The organism is Chryseosolibacter histidinae, assembly GCF_018598225.1.
GTDB classification, from domain to species: Bacteria; Bacteroidota; Bacteroidia; order Cytophagales; family Cyclobacteriaceae; genus Chryseosolibacter; species Chryseosolibacter histidini.
Window position 1 is genome coordinate 82,083 of sequence record NZ_JAHESF010000025.1, and the last position, 16,597, is coordinate 98,679.

15 protein-coding genes are annotated in these 16,597 nt (G+C 50.6%); 6 read left to right on the plus strand and 9 right to left on the minus strand.

Annotated features, from left to right (window positions below; all coding sequences use genetic code 11):
* Positions 1–24: 24 nt before the first annotated feature.
* From KK083_RS21320 to KK083_RS21355, 8 genes are all read right to left on the minus strand, one after another.
* Positions 25–600 carry a DJ-1/PfpI family protein gene (locus KK083_RS21320; protein ID WP_254167413.1) on the minus strand — a complete coding sequence of 192 codons (576 nt, stop codon included), beginning with the start codon at positions 598–600 and terminating at the stop codon, positions 25–27.
* Between the two features lie 39 nt (positions 601–639).
* Positions 640–1,143, minus strand: coding sequence for a DinB family protein (locus KK083_RS21325; protein WP_254167414.1), 504 nt, complete (start codon positions 1,141–1,143; stop codon positions 640–642).
* Positions 1,144–1,148: 5 nt separating this feature from the next.
* Positions 1,149–1,643 carry a GNAT family N-acetyltransferase gene (locus KK083_RS21330; RefSeq protein ID WP_254167416.1) on the minus strand — a complete coding sequence of 165 codons (495 nt, stop codon included), beginning with the start codon at positions 1,641–1,643 and terminating at the stop codon, positions 1,149–1,151.
* A gap of 1 nt (position 1,644) precedes the next feature.
* Positions 1,645–2,118 (minus strand): OsmC family protein, encoded by a 474-nt coding sequence (locus tag KK083_RS21335; RefSeq protein ID WP_254167418.1) that lies wholly within the window; start codon positions 2,116–2,118, stop codon positions 1,645–1,647.
* Between the two features lie 10 nt (positions 2,119–2,128).
* Positions 2,129–2,653 (minus strand): GNAT family N-acetyltransferase, encoded by a 525-nt coding sequence (locus KK083_RS21340; protein WP_254167420.1) that lies wholly within the window; start codon positions 2,651–2,653, stop codon positions 2,129–2,131.
* A gap of 72 nt (positions 2,654–2,725) precedes the next feature.
* Positions 2,726–3,229, minus strand: a complete 504-nt coding sequence (locus KK083_RS21345; protein WP_254167422.1) for a GNAT family N-acetyltransferase — start codon at positions 3,227–3,229, stop codon at positions 2,726–2,728.
* A gap of 41 nt (positions 3,230–3,270) precedes the next feature.
* Entirely contained in the window at positions 3,271–3,645 is a 375-nt protein-coding gene (locus KK083_RS21350) for a DHCW motif cupin fold protein (RefSeq protein WP_254167424.1), read from the minus strand.
* A 1-nt stretch (position 3,646) separates the two neighbouring features.
* On the minus strand, positions 3,647–4,567 hold the full coding sequence (locus KK083_RS21355; RefSeq protein WP_254167426.1) for a DMT family transporter: 921 nt from the start codon (positions 4,565–4,567) through the stop codon (positions 3,647–3,649).
* 414 nt (positions 4,568–4,981) lie between these two features.
* Between KK083_RS21355 and KK083_RS21360 the strand changes: the two genes are divergently transcribed.
* From KK083_RS21360 to KK083_RS21380, 5 genes are all read left to right on the plus strand, one after another.
* On the plus strand, positions 4,982–8,212 hold the full coding sequence (locus KK083_RS21360; protein ID WP_254167428.1) for a SusC/RagA family TonB-linked outer membrane protein: 3,231 nt from the start codon (positions 4,982–4,984) through the stop codon (positions 8,210–8,212).
* A 28-nt stretch (positions 8,213–8,240) separates the two neighbouring features.
* Positions 8,241–9,680 (plus strand): SusD/RagB family nutrient-binding outer membrane lipoprotein, encoded by a 1,440-nt coding sequence (locus KK083_RS21365; protein ID WP_254167431.1) that lies wholly within the window; start codon positions 8,241–8,243, stop codon positions 9,678–9,680.
* 138 nt (positions 9,681–9,818) lie between these two features.
* Positions 9,819–10,220: a hypothetical protein gene (locus tag KK083_RS21370; RefSeq protein ID WP_254167433.1), complete on the plus strand. Its 402-nt coding sequence runs from the start codon at positions 9,819–9,821 to the stop codon at positions 10,218–10,220.
* A 332-nt stretch (positions 10,221–10,552) separates the two neighbouring features.
* Positions 10,553–11,020, plus strand: a complete 468-nt coding sequence (locus KK083_RS21375) for a hypothetical protein (RefSeq protein ID WP_254167435.1) — start codon at positions 10,553–10,555, stop codon at positions 11,018–11,020.
* The gene (locus KK083_RS21380; RefSeq protein WP_254167437.1) at positions 11,017–11,712 is read left to right on the plus strand and encodes an RNA polymerase sigma factor; all 696 of its coding nucleotides are present in this window, start codon (positions 11,017–11,019) and stop codon (positions 11,710–11,712) included. Before KK083_RS21375 ends, KK083_RS21380 begins: the two co-directional genes overlap by 4 nt.
* Before the next feature lie 135 nt (positions 11,713–11,847).
* Here the strand turns inward: KK083_RS21380 and KK083_RS21385 are convergent, their stop codons facing one another.
* Positions 11,848–13,542, minus strand: a complete 1,695-nt coding sequence (locus KK083_RS21385; protein WP_254167439.1) for a tetratricopeptide repeat protein — start codon at positions 13,540–13,542, stop codon at positions 11,848–11,850.
* 179 nt (positions 13,543–13,721) lie between these two features.
* Between KK083_RS21385 and KK083_RS21390 the strand changes: the two genes are divergently transcribed.
* Positions 13,722–16,597 (plus strand): MBG domain-containing protein (locus tag KK083_RS21390; protein ID WP_317195240.1); only part of this gene is annotated, 2,876 nt, incomplete at its 3' end.

Consider the following 16,597-nt stretch of genomic DNA (forward strand, 5'->3'; position numbering starts at 1 on the left):
CAGCGTAATCTGCGGGAAAGGCTGTTAATATATACACTCAAGTCCTTTGCCTACGGGCATCACTGATGCGATGACATCGTCTTTGATCTCTGTGCCGAGTAATTTTTCGATCACAAAACCAACGAGGTCGATGGCGGCGAGGCAGCCCGCGGCGGTAGCAATGTTGCCATGCACTACAAGGTCTTTATTCTCTACTTCCACGCCATAGGACTTCAGCTCTTCGATGGCCGTAGGGTAAGTGGTGGCAGTGAGTCCGTCCAGTACGCCAAGCGCAGCCAGGATCAGCGAGCCGGAGCACATAGAGCAGATGATCTGCCGCTGCGGATCGAGCTTGAGTCTCTTCAGGTATGCAGGGTCCTTGATCAGCGCCCTGGTTCCGGGACCGCTGGCGAAGAATACAACATCGGCATCGTTGCAGGCTTCGATCTGCGCGTGCATGTCGAGCTTAATGCCGCAAACCGAAGTATGCTGGTCTTGTGTGCCCACGATCTTTACCTGCCACTCCTTGTTCCGGAGCTTCACACGATTAAAAAGATCCCAGGGCAAAAAAACATCTATGTCTGTGAATTTGTCGAAAGCAACGATGGCAACTGTTTTCATGATTTTATGGGCTAAGGATGAATGTTTCAATTTCTTTTTTTATGATAACGCGTGCAGGATCTCGCTTACCCTTACCAGGTGATGGTCGTCATGCTCGGCATCGAACCAGGCGAGGTCAACGGGAGTCATCTGCACTTTGAGGCGTGGGTGCAGCGACTGCCTGCCGAGATCGCTGTCGGTAAGGCTTTTGTATTTATCGAGATTCCGCTGACGGCTGGACCTGAAAAATTTGATGACGTCGCCTATAGGCATCGCGTTATAATCTTTGCCGGGCTGAATGACCGCCGGAGACATGGGAGTGACCCCGTTTCGCATTTCATCGATACGCTTCAGGGCGATCTCATCCACTTCGGCCAGGTGTGCGATATTTTCCTTGATAGACCATTTTCCGCCCAGCTTGTTGGAAAGAACCTGGTCAGGGATGCCGGCCACTTTTTTTTCGATGCGTGCCGCAGTACCTTCCAGTCTTTCGATGTAGAAGGGCAGCATGCCGGCGGGTAGCCCGAAAGTGAACTGGCGCTCAAACCACTCGATCTTTTTCATGTTTCTTATTGTGTTATCCGTTTTCCTACAATGACCAGGCTGCGCTCAACACCATCGAGCACTGCAATGTTCGGGAGCAGTGCCCAATCCTGGAAGCCGAAGCTCCGGAACAACCGCAGGCTTGGCTCGTTGTGCGCGAAGATGTATCCGAGCAATGTTTTAATACCCAAAGACCTGCTCTGCAGAATGCTGTGCTCCAGCACCTTCTTTCCCAAACCCTTCCCCCTGGCAACAGCATGCAGGTAGATGCTGATCTCGGCAGTGGCTGCATACGCCGGCCTTCCGTAAAACGACTGGAAGCTTACCCAGCCAATGGTCCGCGCTTCTTCCTCAACCACCCACAATGGCCTGCTTCCGGCGTCATGTTCCTTAAACCAATTCACCCTGCTCTCAACTGAAACCGGTGTTGTGTCTGCGGTAACCATACGCGAGGATATGGTAGAGTTATAGATCTCAACGATATCTTTCAGGTCGTCCGGTGAAGCATTGCGGAATCTCATCTCACGAAGCCGCTATGGTTACAGGTTTGTGATGCACCGGGAATTTCACCGACCGTGCGATGAAGCACATCTGGTTGGCCTCGTGATGCAACGCATTGGCCTTTTCGATCATACTTTTATCGCTGACAGTAACCCTGGGGTTGAGCGTTACTTCCGTAAACTGTCCGCTGCCATCTTTGTTCTCTTCCATGTTGCCATGCGCTTCATCTTCGTATGCTGTGATCACCACACCGTTCACGGCCGACAAATGCAGGTACCAGAGCATGTGGCAGCTGGATAGTGAAGCTACCAGGAGCTCTTCAGGGTTCTGCCGTGTTTTATCACCGCGAAAGCTTGGGTCGGAAGAACATTTCAATGTTTCTTTTCCGTCGATGGCAATGTTGTGATTGCGGTCATAGGCCTTGTAATCGCTGGTGCCCGTGCCGCGGTTGCCGATCCAGGTAGTGGTAGCTTTGTAATGATGAAGATGTGCCATTCGTTCTTGACTATTTCAGGTGTTTTTTCATGAGCAGGTCGGTCTGCGCATCGTTGCCCAGCATAAACGTGTGTTGCCCAAACCGTTCGAAGCCCCATTTCTTGTAAAAGGAAATAGCGCGCTCGTTGTGCTCCCACACGCCCAGCCATACCAGGTCATGGCCATGGTCTCTCGCGTAATGCAGGCAGGTATTCATCAGGTTGTAACCGATCCTTTTCCCCAGGAATTTTTTATCGGCATACAATCGTTCTATTTCTATTGGCGAATAGCCCTGAAGCTCTTCGGGCTTTTCGGATGTTCTGAGCCGGGCATATCCCACGGCATCGTCGTCTTTTTCGGCAATGAAGAATACGGACCCGGGTTCCTGGATCTCATCCCTGATCCGCTTCAGCGTAAAGGTCTTGTTGAGATACAGCATCATATTCTCCGGCGTGTTCATCTCGTCGAACGTATCGCGGAAAGTGCGGATCCCCAGACTCATGATCGCCTCAGCGTCATGCAAAGAGCAGCTTCTGATGGTTACCGATTCGTCCATAGTCAGGTATTAGGCATTAGGCATTTGTCAATTGTTTTATGGTCTCCCGATAGCTATCGGGATGTCAACTGATCACCACAGGTTTAATTCCATCTTGATATCACTACGTTTATACGGTCCATCCACCGGCACTTCTACGAAGCCGAGCTTCCGGTAGAGGGTTATCGCTGTCTCCAGCCGCGTGTTGGAGTAAAGGATGATCTTGTCGGCACCCAGGGCTTTTGCTTGCGCGATGGCGACCTCAGCCAGTGCTTTGCCGATCTTCTTTCCCTGGAATTTGTCGTCAACCGCCATTTTGGTGAACTCGTATATTCCAGGCGACACGAATTTGAGCGCTACCGTGCCTGCTATTTCATTTCCGTACGATGCCATAAAAATGAAACCACCCTTTTTGATGATGTGCTCGTCGGGATGCTGAAGCACCTGGAAGTCTACGGGCTCCATCCAGAAATATTTTTCGATCCAGGCACGGTTCAGCTTCTCGAACCACGGCTGATGCTGCGTTTCGTAAAGAAAGATCGCTATTCCGTGCTGGGGTTCAATCTCTTTTTTCAAAAAAAGTGTGTCCTGTGCCATGGGTGGAAATGTTTGGTGTAAGGATCGCATTCAGTACTATCTCAGATCTTCCAGGGGTTGAGCACAGCTTCCCTGCTGTTTTTCAGAAAACCGCCGTCGATGATCAGCAAGGTGGCTCCGTTTGCCGATGAGGAGCGATGCTCGCTGGCGCCGTCGGATACCTGGTAGCTCATGCCGGCCTTTAATGTAAAGGTGCGCCCGTCAGAAAGCTCCGATGTCAACTCTCCATCGAGGCAATAAAGAATATGTCCGAGCTTGCACCAGTGATCGGCCTTGTAGTTGCTGGAGTATTCAACCCTCCTGATGCGCAGGTCGTCGTACTGCAAGGTCTTCCAATAGGCCGTTCCCGTCTCGCCTTTATGAGCAGTGGCCGGAGCGTTGTTCCAGTCTGTGGTCTGAAAAGGTATCGTAGTCATATCATTTGGTGAATTGGGCCTTCCATTCGTTGCGCAGCTGGTATCCGCGGTTCACAATGTAGATGCCTGCCACCGTGAGCAGGAAAGCTACAATGATCTTCAGGTTGAGCATCTCGTCCAGCACAAGCCATCCGAGCAATACAGCCACCAGCGGATTCACATAAGCATACAATGAGACAATGGTCATGGGCAGCTTGCGCAGCGCATATGAGTACGACGCGTAGGCCACAATGGATCCGAAGATGATGAGGTACGCCATGGACCAGGCAACTTCGGCAGACCATGTTACCGTGCTGAGGTCGTCAAACAGCAGGCTGAGTGGAAAGCACCAGAAGCCGCCGAAGAACATCTGAAGTCCTGCGTTCACAAATGGGTTGCTGTCGGTATTTTTCTTTTTGATCCAGATGCTGCCACCGGCCCAGCTGATCACTGCGGCGAATGTGAGCACGATGCCGATCAGGTATTCGGTCTTTGAAAATTCTGCGATATGTTCGCCAAAGATCATGATGATACCGATGAGGCCGAGCGCAACGCCTGCGATGATGGGCATGGTAGGTCTTTCATCGGCGCTGATGAACAGGTTGATGATGATCACCATCACGGGCATGAGGGAGCAGATGATGGCTGCCACGCCGCTGGGGATGTGCATCTCTGCCCAGGCCACCAGCCCGTTGCCCAGCGAAAGCATGAAGAATCCGCCGATGGCCTGCCTGAAGATGTGCTCCTTCGTAGGCCATGCCGCTTTGCCGAGTGTGAACATCACCGAAAGCAGGATAATACCCGCGGTGGTCTGGCGTAAAGCCGTGAACAGGAATGGCGGAAAACCCACCACGGCGATCCGGAGCGCCAGGTAAGTGGTTCCCCAGATCAGGCAGACCGCTGCCAGGGCGAAGTATGCGATGTAGTTGCTGCGTGTATTCATTTTCAGGTAACAAATCTTCCCGTAAATACGGATAAAAAACAGTTTCAGTTTTAGGTATTTTGACCAGATCAGTTTTCATTTCTTCTCCTGATGTTAGGGTATTTTTCTTTTCGTTTCAGTTTTCTTCGCCGCACGTTCATGCCATTGGCTGCGACGACCATGCCGGCGTTATGTTTCCCGGGCAGCCGGTATATGCCGGCGGATCTATCGAAGATCACTGACAGTTTTCGGAGCGGGGCAATGGATTTAAAACGAATGCAGGTGAAGATCACCTGTCGTAATCTTTCAAAATGTGGAAGGAAAAGAAGGGTGATGCTTCTCCCGCGCCTTAGGGTATTTTTCCTTTCATTTCATTTTTTTTCGTCACACGCTTCCAGTGCGCGGATCAAACCCTGAAACCAAATTCATTAATCTATGACGAAGATTCTACACTATGTGTTTCTCGCAGCCTGTGTGGCTGTAGGAAGTGCCACGTACGCGCAGGAGCGAACGGTCTCGGGCCGGGTCACTGCTGCTGATGAAGGCTCGGCGATCCCGGGCGTCAATGTTGTTCTCAAGGGAACTTCAAACGGAACGGTGACCGACGCGCAGGGCCGTTATTCACTGGTCGCCTCTGAAGGTACACTGGTTTTTTCATTTATCGGTCTGAAAAGCACCGAGGTTGAGATCGGCGGAAGATCCATCATCGATGTGCAGATGGAGTCAGACGCCACCCAGCTCTCTGAAGTAGTAGTCACTGCGTTGGGTATCCAGCGTAACAAGAACGAGCTGCCCTATGCGGCCCAGCAGGTGACCAGCGACCAGATCGTTCAGACCAGGGGTGCCAACTTTGTCACTTCGCTTTCAGGCAGGGTTGCCGGTCTCGACATCAAGACCAACAACACCATGGGCGGTTCTACCAACGTGGTGATCAGGGGTTACAAGTCTATCATGGGTAACAACCAGGCGTTGTTCGTGGTGGATGGTATACCGGTGGTGAACAATTCTACCAATACCGCATCCCAGAACGCGGGCAGGGGAGGCCCTGATTATGGTAACGCTGCGGCGGATATAAATCCGGACAATATCGCTTCGGTAAACGTGCTCAAGGGCGCTGCAGCCACGGCGTTGTACGGATCACGCGCTGCGAATGGCGTGATCATGATCACGACAAAGAAGGGCGCCAAAAAGAGCTTTGATATAACCATCAACAGCGGCATTACCTTCGGCACCATCAACAAAGACACTTACGCACGTTATCAGAAGGAATATGGCGGAGGAGCCGACCAGGTATTTGCTACGGGTACATTCGATGATGGCACCTTACCTGCGGTTAATTTCAGGGCCGATGCTTCCTACGGCCCCAGGTTCGATGGATCGATGGTCTATCACTGGGATGCGCTCGATCCTTTTTCACCCAACTATCGCAAGGCAAGGCCCTGGGTAGCGGCGAAGAACGACCCCACTGCATTTTTTGAAACATCCGTATCGTCTAACCAAAGCATTTCCGTGAGTGGTGGCACCGACAGGAATACGTTCCAGTTTGCCTATACCCGCAGCGATGAAAAAGGAATTCTGCCTAACAGCGAGCTCGATAAGAACCTGTTCAATTTCACGTCTACATTTTCGCTCACCGAAAAGCTGAGTGTGACGGCATCGGCCAACTTCTCCAACATCGAGGGGCTTGGACGGTACGGCACCGGTTACAACTCGCGAAACCCGAATGAAGCCTTCCGCCAATGGTGGCAAATGAATGTTGACCTCAAGGAGATGAAGGCAGCCTACTTCCGGAACAGGAAAAATGTTACCTGGAACTGGTCAGGCGTGAACGATGCATCGCCACTTTACTCCGATAACCCCTATTGGATCCGTTATGAGAACTACGCCAATGATACCCGCAACCACCTGTTCGGCTATGCTTCGGCTAATTACAAGGTGACGGACTGGATGGATATAACCGGAAGGGTGGCGTACGATGGTACTACAGATTTTCAGGAAGAACGTTATGCTGTTGGCAGCGCAGGTTCAAACTCGGGAGGGTCATATACAAGGTTTAACCGCGACTTCAACGAAACCAATTTTGACCTGCTGTTGAACTTTAACAAAAAGATCTCTGACCAGGTAAGTTTCCGTGGTTTGCTGGGCAGCAATATGCGCAGGAGCATTCTTACCTCTATCAGGGCTACCACCAGCAACGGCCTTGTTGTGCCCAAGCTGTATAACCTGGCGAACTCGGCCGGCACGTTACCTGCACCGACCGAGGAATATACGCGGATCGGCGTAGACGGAGTGTTTGCCAACGCTACCTTTGGCTATAAGGATATCGCATTCCTCGAGCTGGCCGGGCGCAGGGAGAAGTCTACAACGCTTCCCCTGGATAACAACACATTCTATTATCCTTCAGTGGGTGGAACTTTTGCCTACGCTACCGTGCTGAAGCAGCCCTGGCTGTCGGCCGGAAAAGTAAGGGTCAATTACGCCGAGGTCGGCAACGATGCGCCCGCGTTGAGCCTCTATGACGTGTACGACAAGCCCACTGCATTTGGATCGACGACATTCTTCACACTTCCCAACACCAAGAACAATGCAAATCTAAAACCTGAAAGGACCAGAAGTTACGAGGCAGGTATTGAGGCGGACTTTTTCGATGGCAGGGTAGGGTTTGACTTCACGGCTTACCAGACCAATACGTATGATCAGATCATCCCGGTGAGCATAACCACTGCTTCCGGTTTCAATTCAGCATGGGTGAACTCTGGTGAAATGCGCAATAAAGGCATCGAAGTGTCTGCGTTTGTTACGCCGGTTGAGACCAACGATTTTTCGTGGACCATGCGGGTGAACTTTACACGTAACCGCAATAAAGTGATCGACCTGTACGGTGAAGGAGCGAATGCGGTTCCCAATGTTCAGCTGAACACACTGAGCTTACAGGGAAGCGTCACACTGAATGCCGCCAAAGGCTACCCTTATGGTGTGATCCGCGGCACAAATTTCCTTTACACCAATGGACAAAGAACCGTGGACAATAAAGGAAATTATATGAAAGCGACCAACTCGGCCGAGATCATTGGTAATCCGAACCCCGACTGGCTCGGCGGTATTCATAACACGCTGAGTTATAAAGGCGTTTCAATGAATTTCCTGATCGATATCAGGCACGGCGGCGATATCTTCTCGCTTGACCAATGGTATGGAGAAGGGAGCGGCATGTATGCCAATACCGCTGGGTTGAATGCCAGGGGTGTTCAATCAAGACTCCCGGTTGCTGAAGGCGGTGGTGTACTGCTGCAAGGTGTGAAAGCCGATGGTTCACCCAACGATATCTATGCGGAGAACCAGAATACCAATTCCCTAACCCCTTTCGGATATTCCGCCAATGGTGGTGCAGCCGCGCCGCATGCATGGTATGTATATGACGGAAGCTACATCAAGCTGAGGGAAGTAGCACTTTCTTATTCAGTTCCTCAAACCATCATGGACAGGCTCAGACCGCTCAAGAGCATCAACCTTTCTGTGTTTGGCAGAAACCTGTGGATGAAGAAGAATATGGCGTATTCTGATCCTGAAGAAGCCCTGAGTTCAGGTAATCTCAATGGCGGGTACCAGAGTGGCGCGTATCCTTCTGTAAAAACCTATGGCTTCAACGTCAAATTCAGTTTCTAACACTGTGTCATTTTAAAAAATTAATGCAATGAAACGTATCATATTATTTCTGCTGCCGGTGGTATTGGTTACCGCCTGCGTAGACAGTCTCGATGATTACAATATAGATCAGAAAAGAGCTGCGGCCGTTCCGGCGACAACACTGTTCAGCAACGCCGTTAAAAACCTGTCTGACGTCATCACGACACCCAACGTGAACACCAATAATTTTCGTTTATACGTGCAGCAATGGTCAGTGGTTGAATATATCACTGAAGCCAGGTACAGCATGACCGCCCGCAACATACCTGAGAACTTCTGGGGAGGACTTTACAGAGATGTGCTGGCAGACCTGAAAGAATCGAAACGTATTGTGAATGCCGATGCATTACTGTTGCCCGAGGTAAAATCGAATCAGCTGGCCCAGATCGAAGTGATGGAAGTATACACATGGTCTGTGCTGGTAAATACCTTCGGTAACGTTCCTTATAAACAAGCGCTGGATCCGAAAATTCCACTGCCGGCCTATGATGATGCTTCCGAGATCTACAGTGATCTGCTGACCCGGCTCGATGCCGCCATCGCTGGCTTCAGTACCACTGCTACAGGTATTACCGGTTCTGCCGATATCCTGTATGCCGGAAACATCGAAAAGTGGAAGAAGTTCAGCAATTCGCTGAAGCTGAAACTTGCTATGGTGCTGGCGGATAAGGATCCAGGGAAGGCTAAAACACTTGTTCAGCAAGCCGCACCAAACGTCATCACATCCAACGCAGAAAATGCGCGGCATACCTATCTGACTTCCTCGCCGAACAACAATCCACTTTCCAATAACCTGGTGACACCTTTCACCACGCGTAAGGATTTTGTTGCCGGCAAAACCATCATTGATGTGATGAACACGCTCAACGATCCCAGAAGGCCTTTCTTTTTCACAACCGTGGGAGGAGCCTATGTTGGCGGCCGGATCGGATTCACCAATGATTATGCGCTAACATCGCATATCAGCGACAAAATATCCGCGCCTACGTTCGAAGCATTGCTGCTTGACTATTCGGAAGTTCAGTTCCTGTTGGCCGAGGCGGTTGAAAGAGGATTTATCACCGGAAATGCCGAGACCTATTACAATGAAGCGATCACAGCTTCGATCCTGTACTGGGGCGGAACAGCTGCAGAGGCTACTACCTACCTGGCGCAATCAGCGGTTGCTTATACTACCGCGGCAGGCGATTACAAGCAGAAGATCGGCACACAGAAATGGCTTGCGCTGAATAACAGGGGTTACGACAGCTGGTTGGAGTGGAGAAGACTTGACTATCCGGTGTTGCTGCCACCCAGCGGTCCGGATGTTCCGGATAACCTTAAAGTTCCGGTGCGCATGATCTATCCCATTGTAGAGCAAAATGTCAATGGCGCGCAACGCGAGCTTGCGGCAGCTGCCATTGGCGGTGATGCGTCAACCACAAAATTATTTTGGGATGTGAACTAATGATTTAAAAATCTATATAAGGAGGTGCCCTCGTGCCCTCCTTATATAATAACCCTAAATTTTTTTTGCATGGTCGAAGGATCAGCAGAATCCGGAGGGAGATCCAATATCGAAGAACAAGAATTAACACCCGATAAAATGAAACGATTTATTGAAACCTGGAAAGTGAACAATTTTATCAACCTGGCACTGCTGGAGTGCATTGAGGAGGATCATTTCAACGACCAGTCGCTGCAGAAGAACGAACGACTGATCGAGCAATTCATGCATATGCACCAGGTCCGGATGCTGTGGCTGGGACAAAACAACCCGGAGCTTGTTGTGGAGCTGGCCGGCGCTTTCCCGCAGCGTTTTCACAAACAAAGCCTGCTCGATGCCCTCAGCAAAAGTGGTGAAGCCATGACAAAAATGATCGAGAACAAATTCAGGGAAGGAAAGATCAACGGATTTAAAACCCCCATCGAGTTTCTGAACTACATCGTTTCATACGAATCGCAAAGCCGCAACCGGATCGTGCTGATGATCGGGTTTGCGAATTGAGGGAGCCGGTCCACTGACCGCGGTCCACGGCAGCCTCAACCCTTCGAGGGTTATGCAGGTGGCACCAAGCTTGAAAAAGCACTACCCTTGAAAAGCCCTCAACGGGTTTTGCCGTGACCCTGATCGTACTTCGTACTTTCCTAAAAAAGGATTTAACCTGTTTCAACACTGAAACGTCCGTGGACTGTCGACCGTCGACTGTGGACTTTTAGACTCCATTTCAGCATCCAAGAACGCTGTTTCAGTACCGAATACCTGCATCCGGAGGCCGCGCGTGCGCTCAATCTTCTTCCTGTTGAAGATTTTTGAGTGTGAAGAATAACAAAACCTCCATGAAGAATTCTGTGCAGATCACTGTTTTCAGGGAAGCAGAAGGCACGCCGTCTGTTCGCTTTGAAACGATAGGAGAGGAGCGATATGCGCTCGTTTTTTACGGTCGCAGCAACGTGACCTTGTACGTTCCCGATGCGCCTCAGGGCAAGCTGAAATATTTGGGGCAGGCCCTGATCGTTTCCAGGCACCTCTGCATCGACTTCAGGTATGTGAGCGTTCAGACCGTTCCACATGCAAGCATTATAGCTGATGACACAGCTTCCCTGTCAATGGTCAAAGCGCTGAAACACCTGTGCAACGCCCTCAATACCTATTTTACAGAACGTGCGGCCTTCTATTGGGATATCTCGCCGGCGGACTGCCACATCAAAGATGCCTACATCAGCACGGCGCACCATAAGATCGCCTATTATCAGCTTCTCGAGATTGACGCTGCCATCTGTGGTGAGACGCGTAAAGTTGCATGATCATGATCAAAGCGCTGAAGAACTATCCTGATATTGAGCTGGTGACGATGGCCCAGGGTGGCAATGAACAGGCCATCGATGCGCTGGTATGCCGGTACAGGCCTTTTGTTTTGCGGCTGGCGAAACGTACACTCGTCTCGGATGCGGAAGATATCACACACGATGTTTTTGTCAAGGTACTGCTGCACCTCGACCGGTTTGAGCAACGCAGCTCCTTCACCACGTGGTTGTATCGCATTACCATGAACCAGATCCTGAAGGCCAAGCAAAACGAAAAATTGCAGCATTCGCTGGAGATCGCCAGCGAGGTAGAAGATGGCGCTGTGGATCAGGAGCTGGTGAGGGGTGAGTCGATGCTGCGGCATTATCTTGCGGGTATGCTGTTGTGCCTCGATGAGGAGCAGCGTATGGTGATCATTCTGTCTGACCTTTTTAAAATGGATCACAACGCGGCGGCTGAAGCGCTGGACATCTCACCCGACAATTTCCGGAAGCGCTTGTCACGCGCGCGGAAAGACCTCAGAAGCTGGACCGAGAATAAATGCAGCCTTGTTATCCGTGGCAATCAGTGTCAATGCAACAGAAAAGCCCAGTACTTCCTGAAACAGGGATGGGTGGATGCCGCGACCGGGAAATTTACCAGGGAGCGGATTGCCGAAGTGAGTGATTACATTCAAAGACTGTTGGGATAGTCCACAGTCGACAGCGGTGAAGTATTCCGAGGGAGTTCGAGGTACTATTTACGATGTACGATAGTTCTGCTCTGCTGCACGTCCGTGGTCTGTGGACCGTTGACCGTGGACTCCTTGCTCCTTAATTCTTACTCCTTACTTCTCAGTTCCTTCAATCACCTGAAACGTTTCCTTCATCTCCCTGAGCCGGTTCCTGGAAATGACGAACTCCGATTTTTTGGTGTCCTTCATGCGGATGATGTACTTGTGGTTTTCCCAGAAGGAATAGTTGCTCATCTGTTCGGTGTTGATGATCACGGCGCGGTTGATCCTGAAAAACCTGCTCCTGGGCAACGCCTGTTCGAGCTCTGTGATGTTCTGCCGTACGCGGTAGTTTCCCGTTTCAGTGAATGCGTGGTAGTTCTTTCCTTCCTTCTGGAACCACCAGATGTTGTTGAGCGCCAAAAGTTTGATGCCCTCTCCGTTGATCACTTCCAGGTGCTGGAGGGTGGTTTCGGAAGTTTCAGGGTGACCTTCTTTTTGATCTGCTTCGTTATTGTGCGTTGCTTCGGGTTCTTCATCGGTTGAACGCTGTTCCGGCTGCGGAAACACATCGGCCGAAACACCTGCATCAGACCAACTTTCTTTTTCCTTTCGTTTCTTGTAAAAGATGAAGAACATACCTGGCACCAGAATGATCATGCTGAGGGCGATCATCCACCCGCCCCTGAAGTCAGACGTGTCATTGTTCTGAGCCGGAGGCGTGGTATTTTTTTCATCGATCTTCAGGTTGGCAAGGGCAAGTTTTTCCTGATGGGCGAGCGAATCCTGAAACTGTGAATACTTTTGCTCGTACTCCAGCGCCAGCACGGGTTTGTTTGCTTTTTTATAGATGCAGCTGAGCTGTTTGTAGATCGATCCTTTGATGAAGTGAAGGTGCTTTTGTTCAACGATCTTTTTGGCCCGTAGCGAATACGTAACGGCCTGGTCCATTTTTCCAAGGTGTTCCGATTCCATACCCAGTCCCTGAAGGGCGTATACCTGTTTGTCGAACAGCGAATGTTTTTCCGAAAGCGCAAGCGACTCATCAAGGGCCTGTTTTGCTTTTTGATGGTCCTTCAGCTCACAGAAGATCGGTCCCAGGCCCAGCAGGATATGCGCAGTGTTGCCATCGTCACCGATCGCCCGGCTGATCTCCATTGCTTTTTCGTAATAGGCTATGCTGGTTTTGTAGTCTTTCTTGTGATCGTAGGCGGTGGCGATGTTGTTCAGGGAGATGCACATGCCCTTAAGGTTATTGCGTTTTCGCTGCCCGTCAAGGTCCTTCTTGTAGAGTTCTAGCGCATCATCGAATTTTCCGGTGCGCAGGTGTAGCGATGCCAGGGTACCCAGCGCGTTGGCCAGATAGACACTATCGTTCTGTAATAATTCGATGGCCTTGTTGCAATACTGGTAGGCCTTGGTGTAGTTCAGGAACTTAAAGTTGTAGATACCGGCAACACCCGTGTAGGCCCTGCCGGCACGGGTAGAGTCTTTGAGTGTCTCGAACAGGCGGGCGGCCTTTAAAAAAGTATCGATGGCTTCCTGATTCTTATTGTCCCCACCCAGCAGCCGGGCCTCCAGGAACAGTACTTTGCCTTCGCCTGCCCTGTATCTTGCTTTAACGGAATGCACATACGCACGCCGGAGCAGCGCTGTAGCCAGCTGCGGATCTCCGTTTATTTTTTCGGTGGCGAGCGTTACCAGATAATCTGCAGAATCCTTTTGCGATAGCGGAGTGATCTCCTGCGCGGAGGCCAAAGAAATTACCCCAAAATACGTGAGGAGTAAAAGAAGCTTCAGTTTCACCATTTTCTGTTAAGACAAGATTCAAAAATACACCAATTCAACACGATATCTCAGTGCCCGGTAGCTCTATTTCAATACCCAATCGCTACATCCCGGGCCTGTCTATACGTTTCGTGACATTCTGGAAACCGAATTTTACGTGCAAGAAGCGATAAATGTTTGTTGAAAATCAATTTAAGATCATGATGGAAAATTTTACACAGTGGTATCGGGAGTGCGGGGTCTGCAGCCAGGGAAAAAGTTACATTACCAGGCTGGTTGTAGCAACGATGCTCCTGGTTTTTATGGGCATATCTTACAACACATATGCTCAAATGCAGCTTGGCATTCCCACACATGCTGGCAGCCTGAGACATCGCGCTGCCGGGCCTCTCCTGGATGAGCCCATGTCTGTTCACGTTTCAGGTAACTACGCTTATGTTGTGAGTGTGGTCGATAATGCGCTTGAAATTATTGACATTTCCAACCCTGCCGCTCCGGTTCATAAAGGTAATATAGCACATGGCACAGGCGGTGCGCTGATGTATGCACCGCAGTCTGTTTACGTTTCAGGTAATTTCGCTTACGTTGTGAGCCTCTACAGCCATTCACTTGAGATCATCGATATTTCCAATCCCGCTGCTCCTGTTCATAAAGGAAGCTTGACACATGGTACTGGTGGCGCGCTGATGGAAGCGCCCAGCGATGTTTTTGTTTTGGGTAACTATGCCTATGTAGTAAGCGGTAACAGCAATGCACTCGAGATAGTGGACATCTCCAATCCTGCCTCACCGGTACACGCGGGCAGTCTGAGACGTGGTACCGGCGGAGCCTTGTTATATTGGGCCCGTTCAGTTTACGTTTCGGGCAACTACGCTTACGTGGTGAGCAACAATAGTGATTCCTTTGAGATAATAGATGTTTCCAATCCCACTGCGCCTGTTCTCAAAGGCTCTTTAGTGCATGGTACAGGTGGTGCGCTGCTGGATGGACCTCAGTCTGTTTTTGTTTCCGGCAATTATGCTTACGTGGCGAGTGATTATAGTGACGCGCTTGAGGTGATAAACATTTCAAATCCGGCTGCACCCACTCATGCCGGCAGCCTGGCCCACGGTACGGGCGCCGCCCAGCTGGATGCTCCCCAATCCGTTTATGTTTCCGGCAACCTTGCTTATGTAGCCAGTAAAAATAGCAGCGCGCTTGAAATTGTTGATATTACCAATCCAACAGCACCCGCTCATAAGGGCGTCCTGGTAACTACCAATACAGCAAAGCTGTTCAGCGCACAATCGGTGTTTGTTTCCGGAAACCACGCGTATGTGACGAGCTATACCGCCGATGCGCTTGAAATAGTAAACGTAGCTGACCCTGCTGCACCGGTGCATGCCGGGGTCCTGATCGATGGTGACGGGGGAGCGCAATTGTATACGCCGAAATCTGTTTTTGTTTCTGGAAACTATGCTTACGTTACGAGTCTTGGCAGTCAGGCGCTTGAAATTGCAGACATTTCCAATCCCGCTTCACCTGTTCATATGGGCAGTCTGAAGAATAACGTTGGTGGTGCCGCACTGAGTGATCCCTATTCGGTTTTTGTTTCAGGAAACTATGCCTATGTGGCAAGCAGGTCGAGCAATGCACTTCAAATTATAAACGTGTCAAATCCATCTGCCCCTGTGGTTGCAGGAGTGTTGTCCAATGGTACTGGCGGAGCGAAGCTGGCAGGCGCACAATCCGTTTACGTTTCAGGTAACTATGCTTATGTGGCGAGCAGCAACGCGCTTGAGATAGTAGATATTTCCAATCCTGCTGCACCTTTTCATAAGGGCAGTTTGACGAATGGTACCGGGGGAGCCATACTATATGATGCAACTGCCATCCACGTTTTGGGCAATTACGCTTATGTGGTGTGTGGCGCTGGCGACGCGCTGGAGATCGTAAACATATCCAATCCATCTGCCCCAGTGCATACTGGCAGTCTTACCAATGGTGTGGGCGGCGCCTGGCTGGATGATCCCTGGGCAATTTTTGTTTCCGGTAATTACGCATATGTAGCGAGTTCTGGTGCCGACGCCCTTGAAATTATAGATATTTCCAATCCGTCGGCACCGATTCATGCCGGCAGCCTTACCAATGGTACGGGTGGTGCCTTGTTGGATGCTCCGAGGGGTATCTATGTTTCCGGTAACTACGCTTTTGTGGCAAGTGCTGCCAGTGATGCGCTGGAGATCGTAGATGTTTCTAATCCATCCGCGCCGGTTCATTTCCGCAGCCTGAAACATTCCGATGCTCCGGATGGCGCTTTGCTGCGTAACCCGCTGTCTGTTTTTGTCTCCGGCGACTATGCTTACGTAGCAAGCTATGGGAGTCTCGCTTTGGAAGTTATCCGCATAGCCAAGCAAGACCAGGCCATAGATTTTGATGCCATGGCCTCAAAAACGTATGGGGCAGCTTCCTTTACGCTGGGCGCAACTGCTTCCTCCGGACTGTCTGTAGCATACGAAAGTTCGAATGAGTCTGTTGCAACTATTTCCGGCAATACCCTTACCGTTGTGGGCGCCGGTACAACAACCATTACAGCATCTCAGTCAGGTAACGAGCAATATTATGCAGCAACCAGCGTGGGCCACACACTTACCGTAAACAAGGCAGGCCTCACCGCCAAACCACGTGACAAGACCAGGGTATATGGAACGGAGAATCCTGAATTCACCATATCCTATTCCGGATTTGTAAATGGCGACGATGCCGATGACATTACCGCGCCCGTTGCATCTACAACAGCAACCTCGTCAAGCAATGCCGGAGCGTATGCCATTGTGCCTGCCGGCGGAAGCGCAGCTAACTATGTATTCACGTATGAGAACGGAACGTTAACGATCACAAAAGCAGATCAGCAAATCACCTTCGATGCGCTGGCTTCAAAAACCCTGGGTGATCCCGATTTCACTTTAACGGCCACAAGCTCATCGGGGCTTGATGTTATCTATAGCAGCAGCGATCCCTCGGTAGCTCAGGTGAACGGAAATACAGTCACCATTGTGGGCGACGGTACAACAGAGATCACGGCAACACAACCCGG